Annotated in this window: 24 protein-coding genes; 11 read left to right on the top strand and 13 right to left on the bottom strand. The window is 64.4% G+C overall.

The annotated features are described in order from the left end of the window. Nucleotides 1-84: 84 nt before the first annotated feature. On the bottom strand, nucleotides 85-642 hold the full coding sequence (locus FJ951_RS07930; RefSeq protein WP_246670963.1) for a TMEM175 family protein: 558 nt from the start codon (nucleotides 640-642) through the stop codon (nucleotides 85-87). A 141-nt stretch (nucleotides 643-783) separates the two neighbouring features. Further along, nucleotides 784-1,485 carry a GntR family transcriptional regulator gene (locus FJ951_RS07925; RefSeq protein WP_181165185.1) on the bottom strand — a complete coding sequence of 234 codons (702 nt, stop codon included), beginning with the start codon at nucleotides 1,483-1,485 and terminating at the stop codon, nucleotides 784-786. Nucleotides 1,486-1,703: 218 nt separating this feature from the next. Between FJ951_RS07925 and FJ951_RS07920 the strand changes: the two genes are divergently transcribed. From FJ951_RS07920 to ggt, 5 genes are all read left to right on the top strand, one after another. Beyond that, complete coding sequence (locus FJ951_RS07920; RefSeq protein ID WP_140514265.1) at nucleotides 1,704-2,744, top strand: ABC transporter substrate-binding protein; 1,041 nt, start codon at nucleotides 1,704-1,706, stop codon at nucleotides 2,742-2,744. Between the two features lie 69 nt (nucleotides 2,745-2,813). Continuing rightward, on the top strand, nucleotides 2,814-3,896 hold the full coding sequence (locus tag FJ951_RS07915) for an ABC transporter ATP-binding protein (RefSeq protein WP_140514264.1): 1,083 nt from the start codon (nucleotides 2,814-2,816) through the stop codon (nucleotides 3,894-3,896). Then, a complete protein-coding gene (locus FJ951_RS07910; RefSeq protein WP_140514262.1) occupies nucleotides 3,896-4,822 on the top strand; it encodes an ABC transporter permease in 927 nt (308 codons plus the stop codon). The genes FJ951_RS07915 and FJ951_RS07910 overlap by 1 nt, the downstream gene beginning before the upstream one ends. Continuing rightward, nucleotides 4,819-5,619, top strand: a complete 801-nt coding sequence (locus FJ951_RS07905; RefSeq protein ID WP_140491547.1) for an ABC transporter permease — start codon at nucleotides 4,819-4,821, stop codon at nucleotides 5,617-5,619. The genes FJ951_RS07910 and FJ951_RS07905 overlap by 4 nt, the downstream gene beginning before the upstream one ends. A gap of 48 nt (nucleotides 5,620-5,667) precedes the next feature. After that, complete coding sequence (gene ggt / locus FJ951_RS07900) at nucleotides 5,668-7,254, top strand: gamma-glutamyltransferase (protein WP_140514260.1); 1,587 nt, start codon at nucleotides 5,668-5,670, stop codon at nucleotides 7,252-7,254. A gap of 85 nt (nucleotides 7,255-7,339) precedes the next feature. Here the strand turns inward: ggt and FJ951_RS07895 are convergent, their stop codons facing one another. From FJ951_RS07895 to FJ951_RS07865, 7 genes are all read right to left on the bottom strand, one after another. After that, the gene (locus FJ951_RS07895) at nucleotides 7,340-9,115 is read right to left on the bottom strand and encodes an ABC transporter ATP-binding protein (RefSeq protein ID WP_140514258.1); all 1,776 of its coding nucleotides are present in this window, start codon (nucleotides 9,113-9,115) and stop codon (nucleotides 7,340-7,342) included. Nucleotides 9,116-9,278: 163 nt separating this feature from the next. Beyond that, nucleotides 9,279-10,223, bottom strand: coding sequence for an acetamidase/formamidase family protein (locus FJ951_RS07890; RefSeq protein ID WP_140514256.1), 945 nt, complete (start codon nucleotides 10,221-10,223; stop codon nucleotides 9,279-9,281). Then, nucleotides 10,213-11,856, bottom strand: coding sequence for an ABC transporter substrate-binding protein (locus tag FJ951_RS07885; protein WP_140514253.1), 1,644 nt, complete (start codon nucleotides 11,854-11,856; stop codon nucleotides 10,213-10,215). The genes FJ951_RS07890 and FJ951_RS07885 overlap by 11 nt, the downstream gene beginning before the upstream one ends. 34 nt (nucleotides 11,857-11,890) lie before the next feature. Beyond that, the gene (locus tag FJ951_RS07880) at nucleotides 11,891-12,811 is read right to left on the bottom strand and encodes an ABC transporter permease (protein WP_140514251.1); all 921 of its coding nucleotides are present in this window, start codon (nucleotides 12,809-12,811) and stop codon (nucleotides 11,891-11,893) included. After that, nucleotides 12,808-13,674: an ABC transporter permease gene (locus FJ951_RS07875; protein ID WP_210239741.1), complete on the bottom strand. Its 867-nt coding sequence runs from the start codon at nucleotides 13,672-13,674 to the stop codon at nucleotides 12,808-12,810. Before FJ951_RS07875 ends, FJ951_RS07880 begins: the two co-directional genes overlap by 4 nt. Nucleotides 13,675-13,693: 19 nt before the next feature. Next, complete coding sequence (locus FJ951_RS07870) at nucleotides 13,694-14,311, bottom strand: ANTAR domain-containing protein (RefSeq protein WP_140514247.1); 618 nt, start codon at nucleotides 14,309-14,311, stop codon at nucleotides 13,694-13,696. Next, complete coding sequence (locus FJ951_RS07865; RefSeq protein ID WP_140514245.1) at nucleotides 14,308-15,402, bottom strand: transporter substrate-binding protein; 1,095 nt, start codon at nucleotides 15,400-15,402, stop codon at nucleotides 14,308-14,310. The genes FJ951_RS07870 and FJ951_RS07865 overlap by 4 nt, the downstream gene beginning before the upstream one ends. Nucleotides 15,403-15,646: 244 nt before the next feature. On the opposite strand from FJ951_RS07865, the gene FJ951_RS07860 reads away from it, so the two are divergent. From FJ951_RS07860 to FJ951_RS07845, 4 genes are all read left to right on the top strand, one after another. Beyond that, the gene (locus tag FJ951_RS07860; protein WP_140514243.1) at nucleotides 15,647-15,904 is read left to right on the top strand and encodes a hypothetical protein; all 258 of its coding nucleotides are present in this window, start codon (nucleotides 15,647-15,649) and stop codon (nucleotides 15,902-15,904) included. A gap of 231 nt (nucleotides 15,905-16,135) precedes the next feature. Continuing rightward, a complete protein-coding gene (locus FJ951_RS07855) occupies nucleotides 16,136-16,990 on the top strand; it encodes a MetQ/NlpA family lipoprotein (protein WP_140514241.1) in 855 nt (284 codons plus the stop codon). A 93-nt stretch (nucleotides 16,991-17,083) separates the two neighbouring features. Next, entirely contained in the window at nucleotides 17,084-18,181 is a 1,098-nt protein-coding gene (locus FJ951_RS07850; protein WP_140514239.1) for a methionine ABC transporter ATP-binding protein, read from the top strand. Beyond that, the gene (locus FJ951_RS07845; protein ID WP_140491569.1) at nucleotides 18,162-18,818 is read left to right on the top strand and encodes a methionine ABC transporter permease; all 657 of its coding nucleotides are present in this window, start codon (nucleotides 18,162-18,164) and stop codon (nucleotides 18,816-18,818) included. Before FJ951_RS07850 ends, FJ951_RS07845 begins: the two co-directional genes overlap by 20 nt. Nucleotides 18,819-18,827: 9 nt before the next feature. Here FJ951_RS07845 and FJ951_RS07840 read toward each other — a convergent pair whose 3' ends face one another. From FJ951_RS07840 to FJ951_RS07825, 4 genes are all read right to left on the bottom strand, one after another. Continuing rightward, nucleotides 18,828-19,403 carry a Fic family protein gene (locus FJ951_RS07840; RefSeq protein ID WP_140514237.1) on the bottom strand — a complete coding sequence of 192 codons (576 nt, stop codon included), beginning with the start codon at nucleotides 19,401-19,403 and terminating at the stop codon, nucleotides 18,828-18,830. 4 nt (nucleotides 19,404-19,407) lie between these two features. Further along, a complete protein-coding gene (locus FJ951_RS07835) occupies nucleotides 19,408-19,614 on the bottom strand; it encodes a hypothetical protein (protein ID WP_140514236.1) in 207 nt (68 codons plus the stop codon). 105 nt (nucleotides 19,615-19,719) lie between these two features. Further along, nucleotides 19,720-21,405 carry a hydantoinase B/oxoprolinase family protein gene (locus tag FJ951_RS07830; RefSeq protein ID WP_140514234.1) on the bottom strand — a complete coding sequence of 562 codons (1,686 nt, stop codon included), beginning with the start codon at nucleotides 21,403-21,405 and terminating at the stop codon, nucleotides 19,720-19,722. 1 nt (nucleotide 21,406) lies between these two features. After that, nucleotides 21,407-23,491, bottom strand: a complete 2,085-nt coding sequence (locus FJ951_RS07825) for a hydantoinase/oxoprolinase family protein (protein WP_140514232.1) — start codon at nucleotides 23,489-23,491, stop codon at nucleotides 21,407-21,409. Between the two features lie 222 nt (nucleotides 23,492-23,713). On the opposite strand from FJ951_RS07825, the gene FJ951_RS07820 reads away from it, so the two are divergent. Both FJ951_RS07820 and deoC read left to right on the top strand, forming a co-directional pair. Then, entirely contained in the window at nucleotides 23,714-24,541 is an 828-nt protein-coding gene (locus FJ951_RS07820) for a ferredoxin--NADP reductase (RefSeq protein WP_140514230.1), read from the top strand. A 206-nt stretch (nucleotides 24,542-24,747) separates the two neighbouring features. Then, complete coding sequence (deoC, locus tag FJ951_RS07815; RefSeq protein WP_140491579.1) at nucleotides 24,748-25,788, top strand: deoxyribose-phosphate aldolase; 1,041 nt, start codon at nucleotides 24,748-24,750, stop codon at nucleotides 25,786-25,788. Nucleotides 25,789-25,940 lie beyond the last annotated feature (152 nt).

The following is a 25,940-nucleotide window of genomic DNA, read 5'->3' as shown; positions in this document are numbered from 1 at the left end:
CTGGAGACTGCCCAGCGCAAATTCAGGGCGGTCTGGCGGATCGAGGCCGAAAGCCGACGCGGGCGGCATGACCTGACATTGCGCTCAGCCGGCGCGCGATCCCGGCGCTTCCGGCCGGAGATAGACCGTCAGGCAGCAGCAACAGATCGCCAGTCCGGCGATCGGGTATTTCAGGGCGACGACCGCCGCCAAGCCGAAAAGGCACAGCGTCACCATCGAGCGGATGCGCATGACCTTGCGCACCTTGAGCGGAACGGTGTCGGCCGGCATCGGGTCGATGAGTTCCCGGATCAGGAGAATGTAGGTCAGGTTCACCAGGAAGAAGACGACCGCGTAGAACGCCACCGGCTGCGGGGCCAGCTCGCTGACCGCCATCCACGCGGTTGCCAGCGGCAGCAGCGACACCGAGAACAGGTGCGCGAAATTGTACCACATCAGGCTGGTCGTCGCCGCCGTGGCATGGCGCAGGAGATGATGGTGGTTCGCCCAGACGATGGCGATGAAGAGATAGCTCACGCCGTAGCTCAGCCATGTCGGCCACAAGGCCAGCAACGCAGTGAAGGTCGGCACCTCCGGTGGGCGCAGGTCAAGCACGAGCACGGTGATAAGGACGGCGAACACGCCATCCGAAAATGCGCTCAATCGCTCAAGCCCTGTCGAGGGAAGCACCTGGAGTGTCCTTGTCGAGGTTCGTCCGGCCTATGGTAGCATCGCCACCCGCAATATCCATGGCTGCCCAGTTGAGATCGCTAACGCGTTGCTTCGCGCCAAGTCCAACCCCGCTCACGACGCCTTGGCCAGAAAGCTCTGGTAATCCGATTTGGCCTGCAGCAGGCGCAGCACGTTCTCGCGCGAGCCGCGCACATGGGCGCGCGCCAGGGCGCCGGCGCGCTTGGCGTCGCCGGCGCAGATCGCCTCGACGATCTCGGCATGCTCGTCGCGGGCGATCTTCCATTCGTCGAGCCACAGCAGTTCCGTCCAGACATAGTGCTGGCATTTGTCGAGGATGCCGCACAGCATGCCGTGCAGCATGGCATTGCCGCTGATTTCGGCGATGACGCGGTGCAGATCGATGCCGACTTCAAGCTCCTGGAATTTTTCCCTTGTGGTTCGATCCGCAATGGCGGCCAGCCTCTCGCATTCGGCCAGCATGGCGCGCAGCCGCGCCTTGTCTTTCTCGGTGGCCGCAGCCGCCGCCAGTTCGGTGGCGTGGCCGTCGAGCAGTTCGCGGATGTCGAAGGCCTCGCGGAACATGTTTATGTCGAACTCGGTGACGGCGTAGCCCTGCCGCGGCCGGCCGGTGACCAACCCGTCGCGCTCGAGGCGGTTGAAGGCCTCGCGCACGGGCGTGCGGCTGACATTCAGCTTTGCCGCAATGTCGCTCTCGGTGACGCGCGCGCCCGGCGGGATCTGGCCGGTCACGATCATTGCCTTGAGCGCGGAATAGACCGAGTCGCGCAGCGTGTTTTTTGTTTCCTTGGCCAAGTTCCGTATCCAGTCTCCGGTCCGTGCCGGAAATCGATGTGTTTCGCGCGTAGCTGTATTCAAAATCGGCGCGTTTTGCCATTCCCCGGCCCCGGGTCGGTGGCCCCAAGGCCCCGCCGAGCGGTGTTGACTTCGCTGATCCCCGAGCTACACTCAAAATTGTATACAAAATCGCATGCGAAATCAAAAACAATGGGAACACCGGTTGGAGAACCGAAATGAACAGCACCAAAGGCATTAGCGTCGTTGCCATAGCGGGCCTCATGGCCACGGTCACGGCGCCCGCCGCGGCAGGCGACACCATTACCGTCGCCTCATGGGGCGGCACCTATCAGGAGGCGCAGGCCAAGGCCTTCTTCAAGCCGACCGCCGATGCGCTCGGCATCACCATCAAGGAAGACACGACCAACGGTCTCGATGACGTGCGCCTGCAGGTGACAGGCAACGCGGTGAAGTGGGACATCACCGAGCTCGGCGCCGACGAATGCGCGCGCGGCTCGAAGGAAGGGCTTTTCGAAAAGCTCGACTACAACCTCATCGACAAGAGCGGCATCAATCCCAAGCTCGTGCATGACGACTGGGTCGGCATCTCCTACACCTCCGTGGTACTCGTCTACCGGACCGACGTATTCGGTGACAAAGGCCCCAAGACCTGGGCCGACTTCTGGAATGTGGAGAAGTTTCCCGGACGGCGCGCACTGAGCAGCAGCCAGGCGACGGAGACGCTTAGCGTTGCAGCCCTCGCCGAAGGCATTCCGATCGACAAGGTCTATCCTGTCGACATCGACGGCGCGCTGAAATCGGTCGACAAGATCCGTGGCCATGTCGATGCCTGGTGGACTTCCGGCGCGCAGGCCATGCAACTGGTGAAGGACGGCGAGGTCGACATGGCAAGCATCTGGAACGGCCGCGCCGGCACCTTGAAGAAGGAAGGCGCGCCGGTCAGCTTCTCCTTCGACCAGGGCGTACTCACCGCCGACTGCATGGTCATTCCCAAGGGCGCCAAGAACAAGGAGGTCGCGATGAAGGCGCTGGCGATGTTCGTCAGTCCGCAATTACAGGCCAATCTGCCGCTTTATGTCGACAACGGACCGGTCAACGAGAAGGCGTTCGAGACCGGGAAGATCCCGCCGGAGCGGATCAAGGACATCAACTCGTCGCCTGAGAACGTCAAGAAGCAGGTGCTGCAGGACGCCGAGTTCTGGCGCGACAACCTCGTCGAGGCGACGGAGAAGTTCAACAATCTGATCCAGCAATAGACCGGAAACCCTGACATTGCGGGGCCGCCTGGCCCTGCTTCTTGGAGTCCTGCCTAGGAGAAAACAATCTTGTCCATTGCGCCATCCGCGCTGCCGATCGGCATGCGCGCGATAGAGAAACGTTTTGGCTCCGTATCGGTGCTGCGCGACCTCAATCTCGACGTCGCGGCCGGCGAATTCCTGACGTTGCTCGGCCCTTCCGGCTCCGGAAAGACGACGCTGCTGATGATCCTGGCGGGATTCGTCAGGGCCAATGCCGGCTCAATCAAGGTCGGCGACGAGGAGATCATCACCACGCCGCCGCACAGGCGCAATATCGGCATGGTGTTCCAGAACTATGCCCTGTTCCCGCATATGAACGTCTTCCACAACATCGCCTTTCCGCTGAAGCAGCGCCGCGTTCCGGCCGCCGAGACGGTGGAACGCGTCGAAAAAGCGCTGGAGCTGGTGAAGTTGCAGGGCCTCGGCGAACGGCGCGTCGACCAGCTCTCCGGTGGCCAGCGCCAGCGCGTGGCGCTGGCGCGCGCCATCGTGTTCGAGCCGCGCATCGTGCTGATGGACGAGCCGCTGTCGGCGTTGGACAAGGGCCTGCGCGAGCACATGCAGATCGAACTGCGCGCCCTGCATCGGCGGCTTGGCATGACGACTGTCTATGTCACGCACGACCAGCGCGAGGCGATCACCATGTCGGATCGTATCGCCGTCATGAATGCCGGGCGCATCGAGCAGCTCGACAAGCCCGAAATTCTCTACGCCGCGCCGCGCACCCGGTTCGTCGCCGGCTTCATCGGGGAATCGAATTTCATTCCCGTCGAATACCGCAGCGGTTCGGTCTGGTACGAGGACAGGCAAATCCACACCGCGGCGCCGGCGCCGGCATCGGGCCAGCAGCTGATGGTGGTGCGGCCGGAAAAGCTGCGGCTGCTGTCAAATGCAGAGCCGGCCAAGGGCGTCAACGTGCTCAGCGCGACGCTCAGTGACGTGATTTATCAGGGCGACAGCTTCGTCTGCTACGCCGTGCTGCGCGACGGCAGGCAGCTGACATTGCGCGACTATTGCCGCAGCGACGTGCTGGCCAGGTTGCCGGCCTCCGGGCAGCCGATCGCGCTTGGCCTCGATGCGCAGGATACGATCCTGGTGGCGGCGGACTGATGAGCGTGCAAACCGCCACGATGGACGAGGCAATTGGCGCCATGACCCAGGACCTGAACGCGCATGCGTTGCGCGCCGATGCGCGGCGCGAGCAGTTTCGGCTGCTGGCGCTGCTGGCGCCAAGTCTGTTCCTCGTCTTTGCCATCATCATCGTGCCGATCGGCTGGCTGTTCTGGCTGTCGCTGTTCGACGAGGCCGGCGTCTTGAGCGCCGCCAACTATGCGCGCTTCTTCGAGCAGGCCTCCTACATCAAGACCTTCCTCACCACCTTCAAGGTCGCCTTCATCGTCACCGCCGCCTGCGTGCTGCTGGGCTATCCCTTGGCCTACATGCTGTCGCAACTGCCGCGCCGGGCGGCGTCGATCTGCCTGATCTTCGTCATCCTGCCGTTCTGGACATCGGTGCTGGTGCGCACCTATGCCTGGCTGGTGATCCTGCAGCGCAAGGGGCTGATCAACAGTTGGCTGATCGACCTCGGAGTCATCAGCCAGCCGCTGCCGCTGGCCAACAATTTTTCCGGCGTCGTCATCGGCATGACGCATATATTGCTGCCGTTCCTGGTGCTGCCGCTCTACGCCTCGATGAAGACCATCGACACCGACTGCCTGCGCGCCGGGATGAATCTGGGCGCCGGCCCCGTCGCCACCTTCCGGCAGATCTTCTTTCCGCTGTCGCTGCCCGGCCTCGCCTCGGGCGTGGTCATCGTCTTCGTGCTGTGCCTGGGCTTTTTCGTCACGCCGGCGCTGATGGGCGGCGGCAAGGTCGTCATGTGGGCGATGCGCATGGAACAGACCACCAGCCTCTATTCCAACTGGGGCGCCGGCGCGGCGCTCGGCGTCGTGCTGCTCGTGGTCACGCTGGCGCTGCTCGGCCTGTTCCAGTGGCTGCTCGGCGCGCGCGCCACAGGTGTGTGGAGTTCGCGATGAGCGGAGATGTCGGCCTGCCGATCTCGCACCGGCAACGTCTGTGGCTCTATGCGCTGGGCGGCCTCGTGCTGCTGTTCCTGATCGCGCCGTCGGTCATCATCGTCATCATGTCGTTTTCGGATTCGACGCTGCTGCAGTTTCCGCCGCAGCAATGGTCGCTGCGTTGGTACCAGACCTACTTCCAGTCGCTGGAGTGGCGCGACGCGACGGTGGTCTCGGTCAAGGTGGCCGTTATGACCGCGCTGGTGGCGACGCCGCTCGGCACGGCCGCCGCCTATGCCATCAACCGGGGCACCCTGCGCTTCAACGGCACCATCAACGCGCTGATGACCGCGTCGCTGATCGTGCCGGTGATCTTGATCGGCATCGGCACCTTCTTCCTCTATGCGCGCATCGGGCTCAACAACACGCTGACCGGCCTGGTCATCGCGCATACGGTGCAGGCGCTGCCGCTGGTGGTGCTGACGGTGCTGTCCGGCTTGCGCTCCTATGACATGAACCAAGAGCGCGTGGCGCGCAGCCTCGGCGCCGGACGCGTCGCCGCCTTCTGGCAGGTGACCATGCCGCAGATCCGCTTCTCGATCGTTTCGGGCGCGCTGTTTGCCTTCATCACCTCCTTCGACGAAGTGGTGGTTTCGCTGTTCATATCGGGCGGCGAGACGACGACCTTGACGCGCCGCATGTTCAACGCCCTGCGCGACCAGATAGACCCGACGATCGCTGCCATCTCGACCTGCCTGATCGTGCTGTCGGTCGTGCTCTTGTCGGTGGCGCAGATCTTCGGCAGACGGCATTGATTTCACCGGACCAATTGGCTTCAAGTGACCAGGAGATATTCGGACAGAATGCGTGATTTCCAGTTTCCCGGCCGCTCGCCGGTCCGTGCCACCGAAGCGATCGCCGCGACCTCGCATCCGCTTTCGACGCTTGCAGCCATTGACATGCTGCGCGCCGGCGGCAATGCCATGGACGCCGCTGTCTGCGCCGCCGCCGTGCAGGGCGTGGTCGAGCCGCAATCGACCGGCATAGGCGGCGACTGCTTTGTCCTCTATTGCCCCGCGGGGCAGGGACACGTGCTGGCTTTCAATGGCTCCGGCCGGGCGCCCGCCAAGGCGACCGTGGACTGGTATCGCGACAAAGGCTTCAGCGAACTTCCCAAACAGGGACCGCATGCCGTGACCGTGCCCGGCGCGATCGACGCCTGGTGCAGGCTGCTGGAAGACCATGGCAGCAAGGACCTTGCAGAGGTGTTGGCGCCGGCGATCAACTATGCCGAGAACGGCTATGTCGTGCATGACCGCGTCGCCTTCGACTGGGCCGAACCGGAGACCGACCTGTCGGCCGACGAGCACGCCGCGCGCATTTTCCTGCCGGGCGGCGAGGCGCCCAGGGCCGGCGACGTGCACCGGCAGCCGGAGCTTGCCGCCACCTTACGCATCATTGCCAGGCATGGCCGCGCCGGGTTCTATGAAGGCGCCGTCGCCGACGACATTGTGAGCCGGCTCAAGGCGTTGGGCGGACTGCATTCGCTTGAGGATTTCGCTTCGACCAAGGGCGATTATGTAGCGCCGGTCAGCGTCTCCTATGGCGGCCACGAGATCCACCAGATGCCGCCGAACAATCAGGGGCTGACGGCGCTCGTGATGCTGAATGTGCTGTCGGGGCTCAGGCTCGGCGAGCTCGACCCCGACGGCGCCGAGCGCCTGCACTTGGAGATCGAAGCGGGGCGGTTGGCCTACCGCGACCGCGACCGTTTCCTCGGCGACCAGGACCATGTGCCGGTGCCGGTAAAAGAGCTTCTGTCGGCCGCCTATGCCGAGCGGCTGCGCGCCGAGATCGACCGCCAGCGTGCCATGACGCACCTGCCGGATGTGCAGCTGCCCGGCAGCGACACGGTCTACATCTCCATCGTCGACCGCGACCGCAACGCGGTCTCCTTCATCAACTCGACCTATTATTCCTTCGGCAGCGGCGTCGTCGGCCCGAAGACCGGCGTGGTGCTGCAGAACCGCGGCTCGAGCTTCCGCCTCGACCCGGCGCATCCGAACGCCATCGCGCCCGGCAAGCGGCCGATGCACACGATCATGCCCGGCATGGCGACGCGAAACGGCCGCGTGGTGATGCCGTTCGGCGTCATGGGCGGCGGCTACCAGCCGTTCGGCCACGTCCATCTTTTGACCAACATGCTCGACTTCGGCATGGATCCGCAGCAGGCGCTCGATGCGCCGCGAGTGTTCTACAATGACGGCATGGTGGAGGCCGAGCGCGGTGTTCCCGCTGATGCGATCGAAGGCCTGCGCCGCCGCGGCCATGCCATCACCCAGCCGCACCATCCGCTCGGCGGCGGCCAGGCGGTGTTGATCGACTGGGAAAAGGGAACGCTGACCGGGGCGTCGGATCCACGCAAGGACGGAATGGCGCTTGGGTATTGATGGGATCGGGACAGCCGTCGCGGCCCGGATATGGCTGCAGTTGCCACAGGAAGCGTCGGCGCCGCCCCACATGAGCAGCATACCCTCACCCCGCCACCAGGTGACCGCCTCCGACATCGCTCAGCACCAGCCTCTGCGGGCTCTCGCCCAGCCTCCGCGTCGCACTCGGAATCTCCTGGTCCAGCCTTGCGAACCGGCTCCTGCGCTTCGCCGGATCGGGCACCGGCACGGCTTCGATCAGCCGCCTGGTGTAAGGGTGGCGCGGGTTGGAGAAAACCTGGTCGCGCGTGCCCATTTCGACGATCTGGCCGAGATACATGACGGCGACGCGGTCGGAGATGTTTTCGACCACGGCCATGTCGTGCGAGATGAAGAGGTAGGCGACGCCGAATTCGCGCTGCAATTCCTTCAGCAGGTCGAGCACGCGCGCCTGCACGGAAACGTCGAGGGCCGAAACGCTTTCGTCGGCGATGATCAGCTTCGGCCTGAGCGCCAGGGCACGGGCGATGCAGACGCGCTGGCGCTGGCCGCCGGAGAATTCGTGGGGATAGAGCTCCATCTGGCCGGCCGACAGGCCGACACGCTCGAATAATGCCGCCACCCGCTCCCTGCGCTCTTCCTTCGAAGCGACGCCATGGATGACCAGCGGCTCGGCGACGAGATCGCCGACGCGCATGCGCGGGTCGAGCGACGCGTAGGGGTCCTGGAAGATCATCTGCACGTCGCGGCGCACCGCCTTGCGCTGGTCGCGGCCGAGGCCCGACAGGTTGCGTCCGCCGATGACGATGTCGCCGGTATAAGGCACCAGTCCGGCCAGCGCCTTGGCGGTGGTCGACTTGCCGCAGCCGGACTCGCCCACCAGCGCCAGCGTTTCGTTGGGCGCGATCGAAAAGCTGACGCCTTCGACGGCATGGACGCGCCGGTTGACCCGGCCGAAGAAGCCGCCACGCAGGTCGAACCGGACATGCAGATCGGTGACATCGGCGACGTTCGCCGGCGCAGCCGGCTCGGCAATCTCTTTCGATTTCTGGCGGCCGGCGCCAGTGCCGATGCGCGGCACGGCGGCGAGCAGCTCGCGTGTGTACTCGGCTTGCGGCCTGGCGAAAATGTCCGATGTCTTGCCTTCCTCGACCATGCGGCCATGCCGCATGATGATGACGCGGTCGGCCATTTCGGCGACCACGCCCATGTCGTGGGTGATGAGAATGACGCTGGTGCCGTGCTGGCGCTGCAGGTCGCGCAGCAGTTCCAGAACCTCGCCCTGCACGGTGACGTCGAGCGCAGTCGTCGGCTCGTCGGCGATCAGCACGTCGGGTTCCAGCGCCAGCGCCATGGCGATCATCACCCGCTGGCGCATACCGCCGGACAGCTCATGCGGAAACTGTTTCAGCCGGCTTTCGGCTTCCGAAATGCGCACTGCCTTCAACGCCTCGATGGCGCGGCTTCGGGCCTCGGCGGGCGAGAGGCTGGTGTGCGCCTCGATGGATTCGGTGAGCTGGCGGCCGATCGACAGCACCGGGTTCAGCGAGGTCATCGGCTCCTGAAAGATCATGGCGACGCGGTCGCCGCGGATGCGGCGCATCCGGCGCTCGTCGAGCGCTGTGAGATCGGTGTCGCCCGCATCCCCGCCAAGAAGGCGGATCGTGCCCGAAGATATGCGCGCGGGGGGCTGCGGCAGTAGTTGCATGATCGCCAGCGCGGTCATCGATTTGCCGGAGCCGGATTCGCCGGCGATGCAGAGCGTCTCGCCGCGTGAAAGCGTCAGAGAGAGGTTGGAGACGACGTCGCGCTCGGCGTCCTCGCCACGCACGGAGACGGAGAGATTGGCGATGTCGAGAATTGTTTCGGTGGCGGAGATCATTGCAGACGAAAACCTGCAAGGGATCTATTCTGTGGCGCCCCCCACCCGGACCTTCGGTCCGACCTCCCCACAAGGGGGAGGTAGGGCGCCGGTTTTTTACCCTCCTCCTTGTGGGAAGGGTCGCTGCGAAGCAGCGGGGTGGGGGTGCAGCGCCGACCGAACATCATTCGAACACGCAGCGCGGGAAGTAGAACGACACCACCCAGTTCGGCATGTCGACGATCTCGCTGATCCTGAGATCGCCACAGACCGAGGCCAGCATATAGGCCTCGACCGGATCGATCTGGTAACGGCCGGCGAGCAGGTCGATCATCTGGGCGACCGCCTCTTTCGCGCCGGTCATCAGGTCCGGGCCGATGCCGGTGGTCACCTCGTAGCCCTTGGTGTCGAGATGACGCGTCACCGGGCCCGGCGTGGTGAAGCGCGGCATCTTCAGCCTGGCGTCCTTGACCAGGTCGAGCTTGAGCACGACGTCCATCGGGCTTTCGATCGCCGTGCCGCAGACCTCGCCGTCGCCCTGCGCGGCATGCGTGTCGCCGACCGAAAACAGTGCGCCGGCCACCTCCACCGGCAGATAGAGCGTTGTGCCGGCGGCGAGGTCGCGAATGTCCAGATTGCCGCCGACGCGGCGGGGCGGCACCACCGAGTGATGGCCCATCTCGCCCGGCGCATTGCCGATGGTGCCGGCGAAGGGTTTCAGCGGCACGCGGCCGTTCTTGCCGAACAAGGCCGGCTCCAGCGAGGCGGCATCGTATTTCCAGATGTTCAGCGCCGGCTGCTTGAAGTCGTCGGCGAGCAGGCCGAAACCTGGAATGTTCGCCGTCCAGCCGAAGCCGGACGGTTTGAACATCTCGATCGTCACCTTCAGCGCGTCGCCCGGCTGGGCGCCCTCGACGAAAATCGGCCCGGTGACAGGGTTGATCCCGGCGAAGTCGAGCTTGGCGATGTCGGCGACGGTGCTGTCGGGCTTGAGCTGGCCACCGGAGGAATCGAGGCACTGAAACTCGATGGTCGAGCCGGGCGCCACCCGCTCGGCCGGGGCAAAGGAATTGTCCCAGCCGAAATGGTGATGGCGTCCGTGGATGGTGTAGTCGCAATTATTGCACATCTTTTACGTACACATTGTCGTAGTTGATCGGGATATGGACCGGGTCGACATAGAGGTTGTCGGCGCCGCCCATGCGCGCGGACTTCATGGTGAAGCGCTGCTCGTTGAAGACCGGCGCCCAGGGCGCGTCCTCCATCACCTTGTCGTAGATGGCGCTCCACATCTTGTCGCGCTCGGCGGCTTTAGCCGGGTCGACCACCGAGTCGGCCTCGGCCGCCTTGGCGTCGAGGTCCTTGTTGCAATACCACGACCAGTTCCAGCCGCCAGGCACCGCGCCAGCACAGCCGAGGATCGGACCGTAGAAGTTCGATGGGTCCGGGAAGTCGGCGATCCAGGCCATGCCGCCCGACCAGATCATCGGCGCGCCGGCCTTGTCGCCGCCGGCGGCGATGACGTTTGCCTGGGCGAGCGACTGGATGCTGGCCTTGATGCCGATCGCCGCGAGGTCCTGCTGGATCGCCTGCGCGATGCGCGGATTGGGATCGGTGTTCATGGCGAAAAGCTGCGTCTCGAAGCCGTCGGGATGGCCGGCTTCGGCCAGCAGCGCCTTGGCTTTGGCGACGTCATAGGGATAGCCCTTGTACGCCTTGTCGTAGCCCGGCATCGAGGGCGGCAGCGGCTGGTTGGCCGGCACGGCACGGTTGTTGATGATCTGGACGACACGCGCCTTGTTGATCGCCATGTTGACCGCCTGGCGCACCTTCACATTGTCGAACGGCGCCATGGTGGTGTTCATGGTGACGTAGCCGGTGTGCAGCTGCCCGCCCTCGACGACGCGCGCCTTCTGCTCGGGATCGGCCATCACCTCCTGGAACTTGGCCGGCGGAATGCCATCGCCGGGCACGTCGATCTCGCCCTTCTGAAGGCGCAGCAGCGCCACGATCGGCTCTTGGCCGATCTCGAAGGTGATCTTGTCCAGATGCGGCAGTCCCTTGTGCCAGTAGTCCGCGTTGCGCTCGAAGACGATGCGCTGGCCGAGCGTCCACTCGGCGAGCTTGAAGGCGCCGGTGCCGACCGGATGCTTGCCGAAATCGGCGCCGTATTTCTCGACCTCTTCCTTCGGCACGACATGCGAGAAGTTGATGGCCATGACATGCAGGAAGGTGGCGTCGGGCCGGGTCAGCTCGAACTTGACGGTATAGGGATCGACGACGGTGACGCCGGACAGGCTTTCGGCCTTGCCGGCGGCGACATCGTCATAGCCCTTGATCGAGCCGAAGAATCCGGCGCCGGGGCTCTGCGTCTTCGGATTGGTGACGCGGTCGAGCGAGTATTTCACGTCCTCGGCGGTCATTTCGCGGCCATTGTGGAATTTCACACCATGGCGCAGCTTGAAGGTGAAGGTCTTGCCGTCGGGCGAGATCTCGTAGCTTTCGGCGAGGTCGGGCTTGAGATTGGTGGTGCCCGGCTCGTAGTCCATCAGCCCGTCGAACAGGCTCTTGATCATCGACCAGTTCTGCCAGTCATAGCCGATCGCCGGGTCGAGGGTCGCGACATCGTCCTTGTAGGTGATGGTGATGGCGCCGCCCTGCTTGGCGTTGGGATCGACGGCGTCCTCGGCGCGGACGCTCGTCATGCCGAGCATCAGCGCCAGCGCCGATGCGGCCACGGTTGATGCGAGAAGCTTTTTCATTGTTATGTTCCCTTTCTCTGTTGGTTTTCTGGTTTCATCTGAGCTTGATGCGGGGATCGATGAACGGGGCGATGATGTCGGCCAAGAGATTGCCGAGCACGATGGCGAAGGCCGACACCAGGGTGATGCCCATGATGATCGGAATGTCGACGCGCTGGATCGCCTGCCAGGCGAGCTGGCCGATGCCTGGCCAGCCGAACACGCTTTCGACCACCACGATGCCGCCCATGAAGATGCCGATATCGATGCCGATCATGGCGATGACCGGCAGGATGGCGTTGGGGAGCGCATGGCGGAACAGGATGGCGCGCCGCGCAAGGCCCTTGGCACGCGCAGTGCGCACATAATCCTGGCGCAGCACGTCGATCATCGAGGAGCGCATCATGCGCGCGTACCAGCCGGCGCCGAGAATGCCCATGGTCAGCGAAGGCAGCACCAGATGGCGCCAGGTGCCGTAGCCGCCGATCGGGAACCAGCCGAGCCGCACGGCGAACACGTAGAGCAAAAGCAGGCCGACGACGAATTGCGGCGCCGAGACGCCGACGAAGGAGGCGACCATCAGCGTCTGGTCGGTGGCGGTGCCGCGCTTGACGGCGGCGATCAGCCCCATCGAGAGCCCGATCAGCAATTCGCACAGGATGGCGCCGACCATCAGGAGCAGGCTCGCCGGCAGCCGCGAGACGATCAGTTCGGTGACCTCGGAGCGCTGGATGTAGGAGCGGCCGAGATCGCCGCTGGCGAGCTTCGTGAGATAGTGCCAGTACTGGACCACGAAGGGCTGATCGAGGCCGAGCTGCTGGCGGATGTTCTCGACCGTCTGCGGCGTGGCGCTGCGGCCGGCGATCTGGCGCACCGGGTCGGCAGGCAGCAAATAAAGCAGCGCGAAGGTGATAAGCGAGACGCCGAGCAGGATGAGCAGCGACTGGATCAGGCGGCGGCCGAGATAGGCGATCATGCGCGGCCCCTTTGCGTCGGATCGAGGATGTCGCGCAGCGCGTCGCCGATCAGGTTGAAGGCCAGCGCCAGCGCCAGGATCGCCGCACCCGGGAAGAACACCAGCCAGGGCGCCGCCTGGAAGTAGGTCTGGTTCTCGAAGATGATGTTGCCCCAGGAGGCCGTCGGCGGCTGCACGCCGATGCCCAGGAAGGAAAGCGTCGCTTCCAGCAGCACCGTGGTCGAGATGCCGAGCGTGCCCCAGACGATAATGGTGGGCAGAAGATGCGGCAGGATGTGGCGGAACAGGATGCGCGGCGCGCCGGCACCGATAGTGCGTTCGGCATCGATGAACTCGCGTTCGGCGAGCGAGGAGGTTTCGGTGTAGATCACGCGCGCGGTCTGCACCCAGTTGACCAGTGCGATCACCAGAGCGACGATCCAGAGACTTGGTTCGAACACCGCCGCGAGACAAATGGCGAGCAGCAGTGCCGGAAACGCCATCATCAGATCGGTGAAGCGCATGAGAGCACTGCCGATCCAGCCGCGGAAATAACCCGCCGTGACGCCGACCAGCGTGCCGATCAACAGCGCCACGCCGTTGGCGGCGATGCCGATGATCAGCGAGGTGCGGGCGCCGTAGAGGATGCGGGTCAACAGGTCACGGCCGAGCAGGTCGGTGCCCAGCCAGAATTTTGCGCCGGGCGGCAAGGGCGAGCCTTCCAGCGTCAGCCCGTCGAACATCTGCTCATTCGGATCATAGACGGTCAGCCAAGGCGCAAGGATCGCGCCGGCGAGGACGATGGCGACGATAACCAGGCCAAGCACTGCCAGGCGGCGTTTGACCAGCCGACGCCAGACGCCGGCGCGCGGCTTGACCGGCATGCGTGCGGCCGCCGGGAGGTCAGGCGCGATGGGAGTGGTCATCGCCGCTTTCCTCACCCGTTACTTCCTCACTCATCATTGCCACGATGCGGCGCGCCGCATCCTCCACGCTGATCTGCCAGCTCATCGCCAGCGAGCGAAGCTGCGCATAGGCGCGATCGTCGTCGGCGCCTTTCGACAGTGCCGCGACCGCGCGCACGATGGTCTGGCGCTCGGCGACGCGCTGGCGCAGCGTGGCGATCTCGCCGGCCAAATGTTTTCGCGCCTCGAAACTCTGCCTTGCGATCAGCAGCGCGCTGTAGACGCCGGCGGTGCCGACCGGCTTCAGGAGCTGCGCATCGGCCTTGTGCGACAGCGCCCATTCGATGCGGCCGGGCGCCTCCGAACCGATCAGCGCCACCAGCGGCATCGGCGCCTCGCCGGCCTTCCACGGGAATTGCTCGTCGAAACCGAGATCGGCGTCGAAGAACACGAAATCGGCAGCCAGCGCTTCAGGCGGCAGTTCGGGCCAGCAGTCGACGGTGACCAGGCCGATGGCGGACAACTGCCTGGTGATGGCCTGCACGGTCGGGTGCGGGCGATGCAGGATGAATGCCCTGGCGCCGCCGAGATTCGGGATGCGCGATGGCCTGGTCACGACACCACCCTCAGGCGCGGCCGGCCGAATGTTTTGGCCGGGTCATAGCGTGACAGATACGGATCCGGCGCGACCTCGTGCTGCCGGCTGACGACCTCGAAGAAGCCGTCGGCGATCCGGCCGATGATTACCGGCAGCGTTGCGTGCTGGGAATGAGCGTCGATAGCAATCGGGCCGAGCCGGGTGGAGAAGCGCCGTTCGGCGAAGGCCTTGGAAAATTCCGCCGGACCGGCGTCGGGATCACGCGAGAGCACGTCGGCCATCACTTGCACGGAGGCATAGGCGGAGGCCTCGAAAGACGAGGCGAAGGCCGCCGGGCGAGGCGCGAAATACGGCCCGACCGACAAATGCCCCTTGCCGGTTTCGCCGATCGCCGGCAGCTCACCCTCGGTGAGGTTGCAGGAGATGACCGGGCACACCTCGGGGCTGAAGGCCGGGTCCTCAACGCCCAGGTCGCGGTAGGCCGCCAGGAAGGCGTAGGAGGAGGTGCCGATCAGGTTGTTGAGGACGAAGTTCGGCCGCGTCGCCCGGATCTCGGCGATCAGCCGCGACACGTCGGTCTCCCCTATGCGCAGATAGCGCTCGCCCAGAACCTTGCCGCCGGCATCCGCGATCAGGTCGCGCGCCACGCGGTTCATCTCCCAGCCCCAGATGTAGTTCGAGCCGAGCAGGAAGCCGTTGGCGCCGAAGCGGGGCACGACATGGGCCATCAGCGGCACCAGATGCTGGTTTGGGCAAGCGTGCATGTAGACGACGTGCTCGTTGGCCTCGAAGCCTTCATAGGGGCAGGCGTACCAGAGCATGCCGCCGGCTTTTTCCAGCACCGGAATGGTCTCCTTGCGACTCCAGGAAGTGACGCAGCCGACGACATGGCGGGCGCTGCTGGTCCTGAAGATGTCCTCGCAGAGCGTCGCATAGCGATCGGCGTTGCTTTGCGGGTCGCGCTCGACGGGCATCAGTTCGATACCCGAGCCGCGGTCGGCATTGATGTCGGCGATGGCGCGCATGGCGCCCATCCGGCACGCATCGGAGACGAGCTGGTAGCTTCCCGAGCGGGAATAGAGGATGCCGATCTCGATACGCCGTTTCAAACAGATCCCCAAAATAACAATGCCCCGCAGCCACCGCCGGAGGGCGAGGCATACGAGGCATTCTTGCCGCCCGGCGATCAGGGCCGGTATTTTCAGCCTAAACTATTCCGTGCCACCACCCAGTCAAGCGGGAAAGTGCGTGGTGTCTCAGTTTGAATTTGACGGGCTATCACCTACCGCCGCTATCCCTGTCGTGTCGCGCACCGAACTCCTATATGCTTGCCGGAAAGCACAGGTCGTCCGCATGTCCGATTTCGATTTCGTGACCTACAAGGCACGTGACTTCGCATACCACTATGCGATGGAGAAGGAATATGCGTCATGCCCTGGCGGCCGGCCAAGGCGGATCAGAAATCAGTGGCGCGAGGAATCGCAGCGCTTGTTCCGCTTGTGGGACCGCGAAGTTTCCCGTTTGCGAAAGGCGCATGAGCCTTTCAGTGATGCCCTTATGTATCGAGAGTACTACAGAAAAGAAATGCTGGATTGGTCGGAGCCGCGCTGAAACGCCCATCGGCTGAAGGCCTGAAGCGCGTCGCCGACGTGATCGGCAGGCCCGTTTGGCTCGGCGGCTAGGCTGCCGTGCTCGCCGTTCAGAAAATTTTGAGAGAATATTCCGGGCTTCCGGGCGAACGGGGGAACGTGGTTCTTTGATAATATCCCTAGAGTTTCTGATGATCTGGACAAGGCTTGGCGTTCCGCCCGGCTTGTGACTTCGCAACCGCAGAGATCCATCATGTCCGATTTCAGGAACACCTTGTCGTCTTCCCTCTCGTCATATTTCAACCGCCGCGCGGGTCTTGGCTTGCTTTTCGCTTCGGCGGTCGCGGTCGCCGGGCTGATTGCGCCCAGCGCTTCGTTCGCCGAAGACAAGAAGGCGATCAAGGTCGGCATCATCAGCGGTGAGGACGAGGATGTCTGGCGGGTCGTCGTCGCCCAGGCGGCGCAAAAGGGCCTCAGCATCGAGACCGTGGTGTTCAACGATTACACCCAGCCCAACGAGGCGCTGGAACGCGGCGAGATCGACGCCAATGCCTTCCAGCACCAGCCCTATCTCGACAACCAGATCAAGACACAGGGCTACCACATCGTGCGCGTCGGCTATACCGGCGTCTGGCCGATCGGCCTCTACTCCAAGAAATATACGAAGATCGCCGACCTGCCCGAGGGCGCGGTGATCGGCGTGCCGAACGATCCCTCCAATGAAGGCCGGGCGCTGCGCGTGCTGCAGAACGAAGGCGTGATCAAACTGAAGGACGGCACCCGCATTCTCGCCACCACCGCCGACATCGCGGAAAACCCGAAGAAGGTCGAGATCAAGGAGCTTGACGCCGGCATTGTCGGCCGCTCCGTCGAGGATCTCGATGCCGCCGTGGTCAACACCGACTGGGCGCTGAAGAGCGGCCTGACACCGGAAAACCGTATCGCGCAGGAGCCTATCGCCGACAACCCCTACCGCAACTTCATCGCGGTCAAGGTTGGCAATGAGAACGAGCCCTGGGTGAAGACGCTGGTCGCCTCCTACCAGAACGAGGCGGTGAAAGCCGAGTTCGACAAGGTCTACAAGGGCACCGGCCTCAGCGCCTATTGAGAACGGACGGGCGCCCGGTTCGACAGCTATTGCGGCCCGCGCTCGAGCGCGGGCCGCAATTTTCGTTTTCGGATGACGAGAACAGGAACACGCATGAACCAGCATTTCGCGGCATCAACGGGCACCGTCGGCCCGATCCAGGGCCAGCCTGACACGTCCCAGGACGTGGTGCGGCTCGTTGACCTGAAGCGCCGCTTCGGCGCGACGGCGGCGCTCGACGGCACTTCGCTGACGGTGCGCAAGGGCGAGATCCTCGGCATCATTGGCCGCAGCGGCGCCGGCAAGTCGACGCTGATCCGCTGCCTGAACGGGCTGGAGCGGCCGGATTCCGGTGAAGTCTTCATCGAAGGCCGCGAGATCAGCCGGCTCGGCGAGCGCGACCTGCAGCCGCTGCGGCGGCGCATCGGCATGATCTTCCAGCATTTCAACCTTTTGTCGGCCAAGACCGTCGAGGACAATGTGGCGCTGCCGCTCAAGATCGAGGGCCGCCCGAAGGCGGAGCGGCTGCGCCGCGCCGCCGAACTGCTTGAACTGGTCGGCCTGTCGGAGAAGGCAAAGGCGTATCCGGCATCGCTGTCGGGTGGGCAGAAGCAGCGCGTCGGCATCGCCAGGGCGCTGGCCGCGCGGCCGGCGCTGCTGTTGTCGGATGAAGCCACCTCCGCGCTTGACCCGGAGACGACGCGGTCCATCCTCGCCTTGCTGAGGGACATCAACCGGCAGCTTGGCCTGACCATCCTTTTGATCACCCATGAGATGGAGGTGATCCGCTCGATCGGCGACCGCGTGGCGGTGATCGACGCCGGGCGCTTCGTCGAGCAAGGCCCGGTCTGGTCGGTGTTTGCCGAGCCACGGTCGCCGATCACGAAAAGCCTGCTTGGCGCCATCCGGCCGCAACTGCCGGCCGAGCTCTTGGCCCGGCTGCTGCCCGCGACCGGCGCGGAGACGATCCTGCGCGTGGATGTGGCCGGGGAGGCCGCGCAAAGCCCGCTCTTGTCCGATCTCGCGACGCTCGTGCCTGGCACGTTCCGCCTCGTCCATGGCGGCATCGACCATATCCAGCAGCAGCCGGTGGGCACACTGTTCCTGTCTGTCCCCGGCAGCGATGCAAGCCATCTCGCGCGAGTGATCGCATTCCTGAAATCGCGCCAGGCGCGGGTGGAGGTGCTTGGCCATGTCGCCGATCCTGTTTGAGCTTCTGCTGCGGTCGATCTGGGAGACGGTGCTGATGACGGCCGCTTCCGGCCTCATCTCGCTGGTTTTCGGCCTGCCGCTTGGTCTCGCCTTGATCGCCACCGAACGCGGCGGCATCGCCGAAAGCCTGTGGGTCAACCGCGTGCTCGGCGCAGTCATCAACGGCTTCCGGTCGGTGCCGTTCATCATCCTTTTGGTGGCGCTGATCCCGGTGACGCGGCTGATCGTCGGTACCTCGATCGGCACCTGGGCGGCGATCGTGCCGCTGTCGATCGCCGCCACGCCCTACTACGCGCGCATCGCCGAAGTGTCGCTGCGCGAGGTCGACCATGGCCTGATCGAGGCGGCGCGCGCCATGGGCGGCAATCGCTGGACGATCATCCGCGAGGTGCTGGTGCCGGAAGCGCTGCCAGGCATCGTCGCGGGCTTCACCGTGACGCTGGTGACGCTGGTCGGCGCCTCCGCCATGGCCGGCGCGATCGGCGCCGGCGGCCTCGGAGACCTCGCCATCCGCTACGGCTACCAGCGGTTCGAGACGTCAGTGATGATCGCCGTGGTGATCGTGCTGATCATCCTGGTCTGCGGCATCCAGTGGGTGGGCGACCGGCTGGTGGCGAAGCTGGACCGGAGGGGGTGAGCGGCTGAGCTACGCGATGATGTCTTCGATAAGCGTTTGAAGCGGCGCCTCGGAACCACCGAAGCTGTCAATCATCGCCTGAATAACGCGATCTCGCTCCAGGATATCGGCGTTGAATGTGAAGCCCGCATGTTCAGCAAGCATCGCAAGGAAGGTGAGTTGGGTACGGCCGTTGCCTTCGCGAAAAGGATGAACGGCATTGACCTCCGCAACGATGTGGGCCACGTGCCTCGCAAAACCGAGGCTGTCTAGGTCTGCCAAGGAGTCGGGCTCGCCAAGTTCACGGAACACCCGAACCATCTCGCCGGCGATGTGCTCGGGATAGCAAAACCAGCTGCCACCCTTGCCGATCCGGATGGTGCGCGGCTGACCGGCCCAAGCATACACGTCTTGGAACAGGTGCCGATGCAGGTGGAGATAGTGACGGTAGTCGAGTTCGCCTGCGGGAAGGGGCTCGTCCGCGCGAGTCAGGAACAAGGCGAGCTCGACCTCATCGAGCTCTGCCTGCTCGCGGATATCAAGCAGATTTATAAGCACGGTCGTGCCGGGGTAGCAGAGTGGATCGAACTCGGCAGCGTAGACCAACGGCCTATTTCTTTTTGCGGATTTCTTCTTTGATCAGCGAGCGCCGCTCGTCACCGGACAACCCTTGCCGCACACCATGGTTGAGTATTTTCGCCATGCGGGACGACAACTTCATACCTTCGACAGCGCTGATTTTCTCGCCATGCGCTCTCGTCAGCACGAAATGACCCGTCTTGGCTGAGCGGCCGGTTCTTGAATTAAGATACTTCATTCGCAAATCATATCATGGACCCGCAGGAGAGGCCAAAACGATTTCCGAGCAAGCCGGACCAGGCCGCGGCCTTACTCCTCCGGGTCGAACAAGGCGCCAGCGAGTTCATGCGGCGCCGAACAAATCCCTGGCCTGTTCAGCCGTATAATAACCAAGCCTGACGTCCTGAGCCACCAGTTCCGGATCGCGCTCACGCGGATTGCCGTAGCCGCCACCACCCGGCGTACCGACGCGGACGCGGTCACCGGCCTTGAGCGCGATGTCCTGCTCCTTGGAGAGGTGCGGCGGCACATGTTCCTTCCCGTCGCGGATGACGGCCACCGTGTTGGGCTCGCCATCCCGGCCGCCGAGCGCGCCTTGCGGGCCGAAGCGGCCATGGTCCATGACAAAGGAGGCGCGGGCTTCTCCACGCAGGATCTCGACCTCGTAGGCAAGGCCAAAGCCGCCGCGATGTTTGCCGGCGCCGCCCGAGCCCTCGCGCAACGCATAGTGACGGTAAAGCACCGGAAAGGCCTGCTCCATGATCTCGACCGGCGGCGACTTGGAGATGCCGATGGTCGAGCAGCCATTGGTCAGCCCGTCATGGCCGGCATTGCCGCCATAGCCGCCACCAGAGATCTGGTACATGACATAGTCGCGGCCGCGCGCCGGATCGTTGCCGCCGAGCGCGAAATTGCCGCTGGAGCCGGCGGGCGCCGCCGTTACCTTGTCGGGCAGCGCCTGCACCATGGCCGCGAACACCGCCTCGGCGATGCGCTGCGACACTTCCGCGGCGCAGCCCGAGACCGGGCGGGGATATCTGGCATCCAGGAAGGTACCCTCCGGCCGCTTGACCTCGAGCGGCTCGAAGGCGCCGGCGCTGATCGGCACATCGGGGAAGATATGGCGCATGGCGAGATAAACCGAGGACAAGGTGGTCGCCAGCACGCTGTTCATCGGCCCGGCGCAGGGCTTTGACGAGCCGGCGAAATCGAAAATCAGGGTGTCGCCCTTCTTCTCGACGGCGAGCGCGATGGTCAGCGGCTCGTTGACCACGCCGTCGGAATCGACGAAGGCCTTCGAGCGGTAGGTCCCGTCGGGAATGGCCGCTATGTTGGCGCGCATCTGCTCGGCGGCGCGGCGGCGCAGTTCTGCGATCGCCTCGACAACAGTTTCGTCTCCGTAACGATCCAGAATTCCATTGAGCCGATCCTGGCCGATCAGCAGTGCGGCAGCCTGCGCCCTGATGTCGCCGATGCGCTGGTCGGCGACGCGGATGTTCGAACAGATGATGGCGTAGATCTCCGGGTCGAGTACGCCTTTCTTGAACAGTTTGACCGGCGGCAGCCGCAAGCCTTCCTGCTCGACCGCCGTCGCCGAAGCCGAGAAGCCGCCGGGCACCGAACCGCCAATGTCGGGCCAATGGCCGGTGTTGGAAAGCCAGCAGAAAATCTTGCCGTCGCGGTAGACCGGCATGACGAAGCGTACGTCCATCAAGTGCGTGCCGCCGAGATAGGGGTCGTTGACAATGTAGATATCGCCCGGCTCCGGAGCCAGGCAGCGGCCGTCGGCGATCATCTCGATCATCGTCCTGGTCGAATATTGCATGACGCCGACGAATACCGGCAGGCCCTGGCTGCCTTGCGCGATCAGCGAGCCGTCGACGGCCGAATAGATGCCGTCGGAGCGGTCGTTGGCCTCGGCGATGACAGGTGAGAAGGCGGCGCGGGAAAAGGTCAGGTCCATCTCATCGCAGACCTGCTGCAGGGCTGCCTGGAGGACTGAGAGCGTGATCGCGTCGAGCTTTTGCATCTCAGGCCTCACCGATGTCGATGATGATGTTGCCGTCGGCGTCCGAGCGGGCGCGGTCGCCGGGTTCGAGCACCGTGGTAGCGTCCATCTGTTCGAGGATCGCGGGCCCTTCGATGACCGCATTGAGCGGCAGTTCTTCGCGTGCGTATACGGGCGTGTCATGCCAGCGCCCGCTGTACCAGACCGGCCGGATCTCACGCCGGGCCTCGTCGAGCGTCTTTGCCCGCCCGGCGGGGTCGATCAGCCGCGACAGATCGATCGCCGGCCTGACACCCGTCACCGAAGTGTTCAAGTTGACCAGATTGGCGCGGATTTCCGGCAGCTCGACCTTGAAGCGGGCGAAATAGACCTTTTCGAACAGCGCCTGCAGCTCCTGCCGGGTCACCGACGAGGACGGCAGCGGCACGTTGATGATGTGGGTCTGCCCGACGAACTGCATGTCGGCGGAATGGGTGACGCGGATGGTCTGCGGTTTCACCGCCTCCTTGGCGATCAGCTCCTCGCCTTCGTTTCGATGCCGTTCCAATACCTGATGGAGGCGGCTTTCCTCCAAAACGCCTACCGGCTGATTGATGGTGTTGACGAAATCGTGGCGCAGGTCCGCGACAACGCAGCCGAGCGCGTTGGTGATGCCCGGCCGAGCCGGCACCAGCACCCGGGGCAGTCCAAGTTCGCGCGCCAGAGCGGTGGCGTGCAGCGGGCCGGCGCCGCCGAAGGCGAACAGCGCGAAATCGCGCGGATCGTGACCGCGCGACACCGACACCATGCGGATGGCGCCGGCCATCTTCATATTGCCGAGCCTGAGCACCGCGCCGGCTGCTTCGACGCCGGACAAGCCCGTCGCCTTGCCGATCCTGTCGGCGAAAATGCCGGTGACACGCTCTGATGTGACCGGATTGTCGACGGCAAGCAGCTTCTTCGACGCCAGCCGGCCGAGCACCAGATTGGCGTCGGTGATGGTCGGCTCCAGGCCGCCGCGGCCGTAGCAGATCGGGCCGGGATTGGCGCCGGCACTTTCCGGGCCGATCTGGATCAGGCCTGCCGCGTCGACGCGCGCGATCGAGCCGCCGCCGGCGCCGACCGTGTGCACCGCCACCATCGGCACATGGATGGGCATGGCGTATTCGATCTCGATCTCGTTCGAAACCGCCGGTTCGGCGTTGCGGATCAGCGCCACGTCGGTCGAGGTGCCGCCCATGTCGTAGGTGACGAGGTTTTCGAAGCCGGCGCGCTTGCCCGTATAGGCGGCGGCGATGACGCCCGAGGCCGGCCCGGACATCACGGTCTTGGCCGATTCACGTGTGACGAAGCGGGCCGAGATCATACCGCCATTGCCGTTCATGATCAGGAAATCGCGAGCATAGCCCTTATCAGCCAACTCCTTACGTAGCCGCTCGACATAGCGCTCGAGGATCGGCTGCACCGAAGCGTTGACCGAGGCGGTGACGCCGCGCTCGAATTCGCGCGCTTCCGACAGCAGCGCATGACCCGCGGTGATGTAGTCGTTCGGCCAGAGTTCGGCGGCGATCTCGGCGGCGCGCCGCTCGTGCGAAGGGTTAGCGTAGGAATGCAGGAAGTGGATGACCAGGGATTCGCAGCCGGCATCGATCAGCGCCTTCACCGCCTCGCGCATTTCGGCTTCGTCGAGTGGCATGCGTACCGCTCCCGACGCCTCGACGCGCTCGGACACTTCGAGCCGCAGGTTGCGCGGGATGACCGGAACAAAGGTGCCGGTCATGCCATAGGGCTGCGGCCGCGTGCGCCGGCCGAGCTCGATCACGTCGCGAAAGCCGCGCGTGGTGATCATGCCGGTCTTCGCCAGCCGGCGTTCGAGCACCGCGTTGGTGGTTGTCGTCGTGCCATGCACGATAAGATCGATGCCGTCGATCGGAAAGCCGGTGGTATCGAGCGCCGAAACGACGCCGAAGGCCTGGTTGTCGACGGTCGTGGGCGTCTTGGCGATATGTACCCGCCCGCCATCCTTGCCATCAATCAGAAGCAGATCGGTGAAGGTTCCGCCGACGTCGATGCCGGCGACGACACTGCCCAGGGAATCCGGCGGCTGCACCGAAAAATTCTCTTTCATTGTCGAAACCCGAAATGCTGGGACTACGGATATGTCACAGTTTGGAAAGGTGTTTTACGGCGGCATCTTGACGCAAATATCGTTTGTATACTAATAAATTCCGGACACAAGAGCTTACCGCTTTGGAGTGTGCGAGCAGCACGCCGGAACCTGAACGGTCCGGACGCGCAGGAATAAGGTTTGGCGCCCGCGTTCGTGAGTTGGGCCAGAAGGTTGGATTTGATGAACACCACATCCGCGTTCAACACCGCCGGCGCCCGCCCGCTGCAATTTCCGATTCCAGCCAATGTCTATGCCGAAACCGTGGTCTCGGTGAAGCACTACACCGACCGGCTGTTCTCGTTCCGCATCACCCGTCCGCAGTCGCTGCGCTTCCGTTCCGGCGAATTCGTCATGATCGGCCTGCCCAATGCCGAGAAGCCGGTGTTCCGCGCCTATTCGGTGGCCAGCCCGGCCTGGGACGAAGAGCTGGAATTCTTTTCCATCAAGGTACCGGACGGCCCCCTGACCTCGGAGTTGCAGAAGATCCAGGTCGGCGACACCGTCATCATGCGCCAGAAGTCGACCGGCACGCTGGTGGTCGACGCGCTGACGCCGGCCAAGCGGCTGTTCATGATCTCCACCGGCACCGGCATCGCGCCCTTCGCCAGCCTGCTGCGTGACCCTGACACTTATGAAAAATTCGAGCAGCTGATCCTGACCCACACCTGCCGTGACAATGCCGAGCTGACCTATGGCCAGGAACTGGTGGCGGCGCTCGAAAGCGACCCGCTGATCGGCGAACTGACCGGCGGCCGTGTCACGCTTTACAACTCCACGACCCGCGAGGAGTCGGCGCGCATGGGTCGCATCACCGCGCTGATCGGCTCCGGCAAATTCTACGCCGACCTCGGCATAGAGAAGCTCAATCCCGAGACCGACCGCATCATGATCTGCGGCTCGATGCATATGCTGAAGGACGTCAAGGAAATGGCCGAGAGCCTCGGTTTCCAGGAAGGCTCGCTCAGCCATCCCTCGACTTTTGTCGTCGAGCGCGCCTTCGTCGGCTGAGGCCTGCTCTTCCCGGCGATCGAGCTTTTGACCTTCTGGTCAAAAATTAGCTGCTTTCGCGGCCCTTTTCAGCTATCCTCGCTTGAGGACTCGTGAAGCGCGGCTTCGCGGGCTATCTTCGTGCGTGTCGCCCAAAAGTGCCGAGCGGTTTGGGAAGACGATACACACCTAGACATAAGCGCAGTCGCTGAGTGAAAGGGCAGGAGATGAGCAGCACAATCCGCGAGGCCGAGGCCAAGGTGATGCCGCTGCCGGCGCGCGCCGCCGCCAACACCGCCCTCCCGCTGGATCATCGCATCGCGCGCAATCCCGGCATGAAGCTCGACCTCGGCTTTCTGGAGTCGGTGCGCAGCGTCAACCGCTCGGCGCTGGAACGGCGCGTCGCCAGCCTGACCAAGCGGCGCTCGATCAAGGCCGACAACCAGGCGGCCTGGCTGCTGCGGGCGATAGCCTGCATGGACCTGACGACGCTCAACTCGAACGACACGGAAGAGCGCGTGCGCCGGCTTTGCGCCAAGGCGATCAATCCGCTGCGCCGCGACATCGCCGAGGGCCTGGGCATTGCGGGCGAACCCATCCGCCCGGCCGCCGTCTGCGTGTATCATCCGTTCGTCGCCACCGCGGTCGACGCCGTGCGCGGCACCGGCATCCATGTCGCCGCCGTCTCCACCGCCTTCCCGCATGGTCTTGCGCCACTGTCGACCCGCCTCCAGGAGATCGAGGCCTCGGTGCGCGACGGCGCCGACGAGATCGACGTCGTCATCCCGCGCGGCCTGGTGTTCGGGGCCAAATGGCGCGAGCTCTACAACGAGATCGTCTCGATGCGCGCTGCCTGCGGCGATGCGCATCTGAAGGTCATTCTCGGCACCGGCGACCTCGCCACGCTGCGGAATGTGATGCTGGCCTCTATGGTGGCAATGATGGCGGGCGCCGATTTCATCAAGACCTCGACCGGCAAGGAAAGCGTCAACGCCACGCTGCCCGTCGGCCTTGCCATGGTGCGCGCCATCAGGGCCTATTTCGAGGAAACCGGCTATCTCATCGGCTTCAAGCCGGCCGGCGGCATTTCTACCGCCAAGGTGTCGCTCGACTGGCTGGTGCTGATGAAGGAAGAACTCGGCCGGCCGTGGCTGGAACCGGATCTGTTCCGCTTCGGCGCCTCGAGCCTGCTGACAGACATCGAGCGGCAACTCGAACATCACCTGACCGGGCACTATTCGGCCAATCACCGCCACGCGATGGCTTGAGTCAGGGCTCGAACGTGGAGCCCTACGGCGCCCCCCTCTGTCCTACCGGACATCTCCCCCACACGGGGGGAGATCACGCGCTTCCTTGTTTTCGTCCATTTTCAACGTCGCAAGGGCAGCGACACGCTGAAACTGCCAATCTCCCCCCTTGT

Source organism: Mesorhizobium sp. B2-2-3 (assembly GCF_006442405.1).
GTDB lineage: Bacteria > Pseudomonadota > Alphaproteobacteria > Rhizobiales > Rhizobiaceae > Mesorhizobium.
The sequence above is the reverse complement of the archived record's forward strand: the minus strand, read 5'-3'. Positions and strand labels throughout refer to the sequence as shown.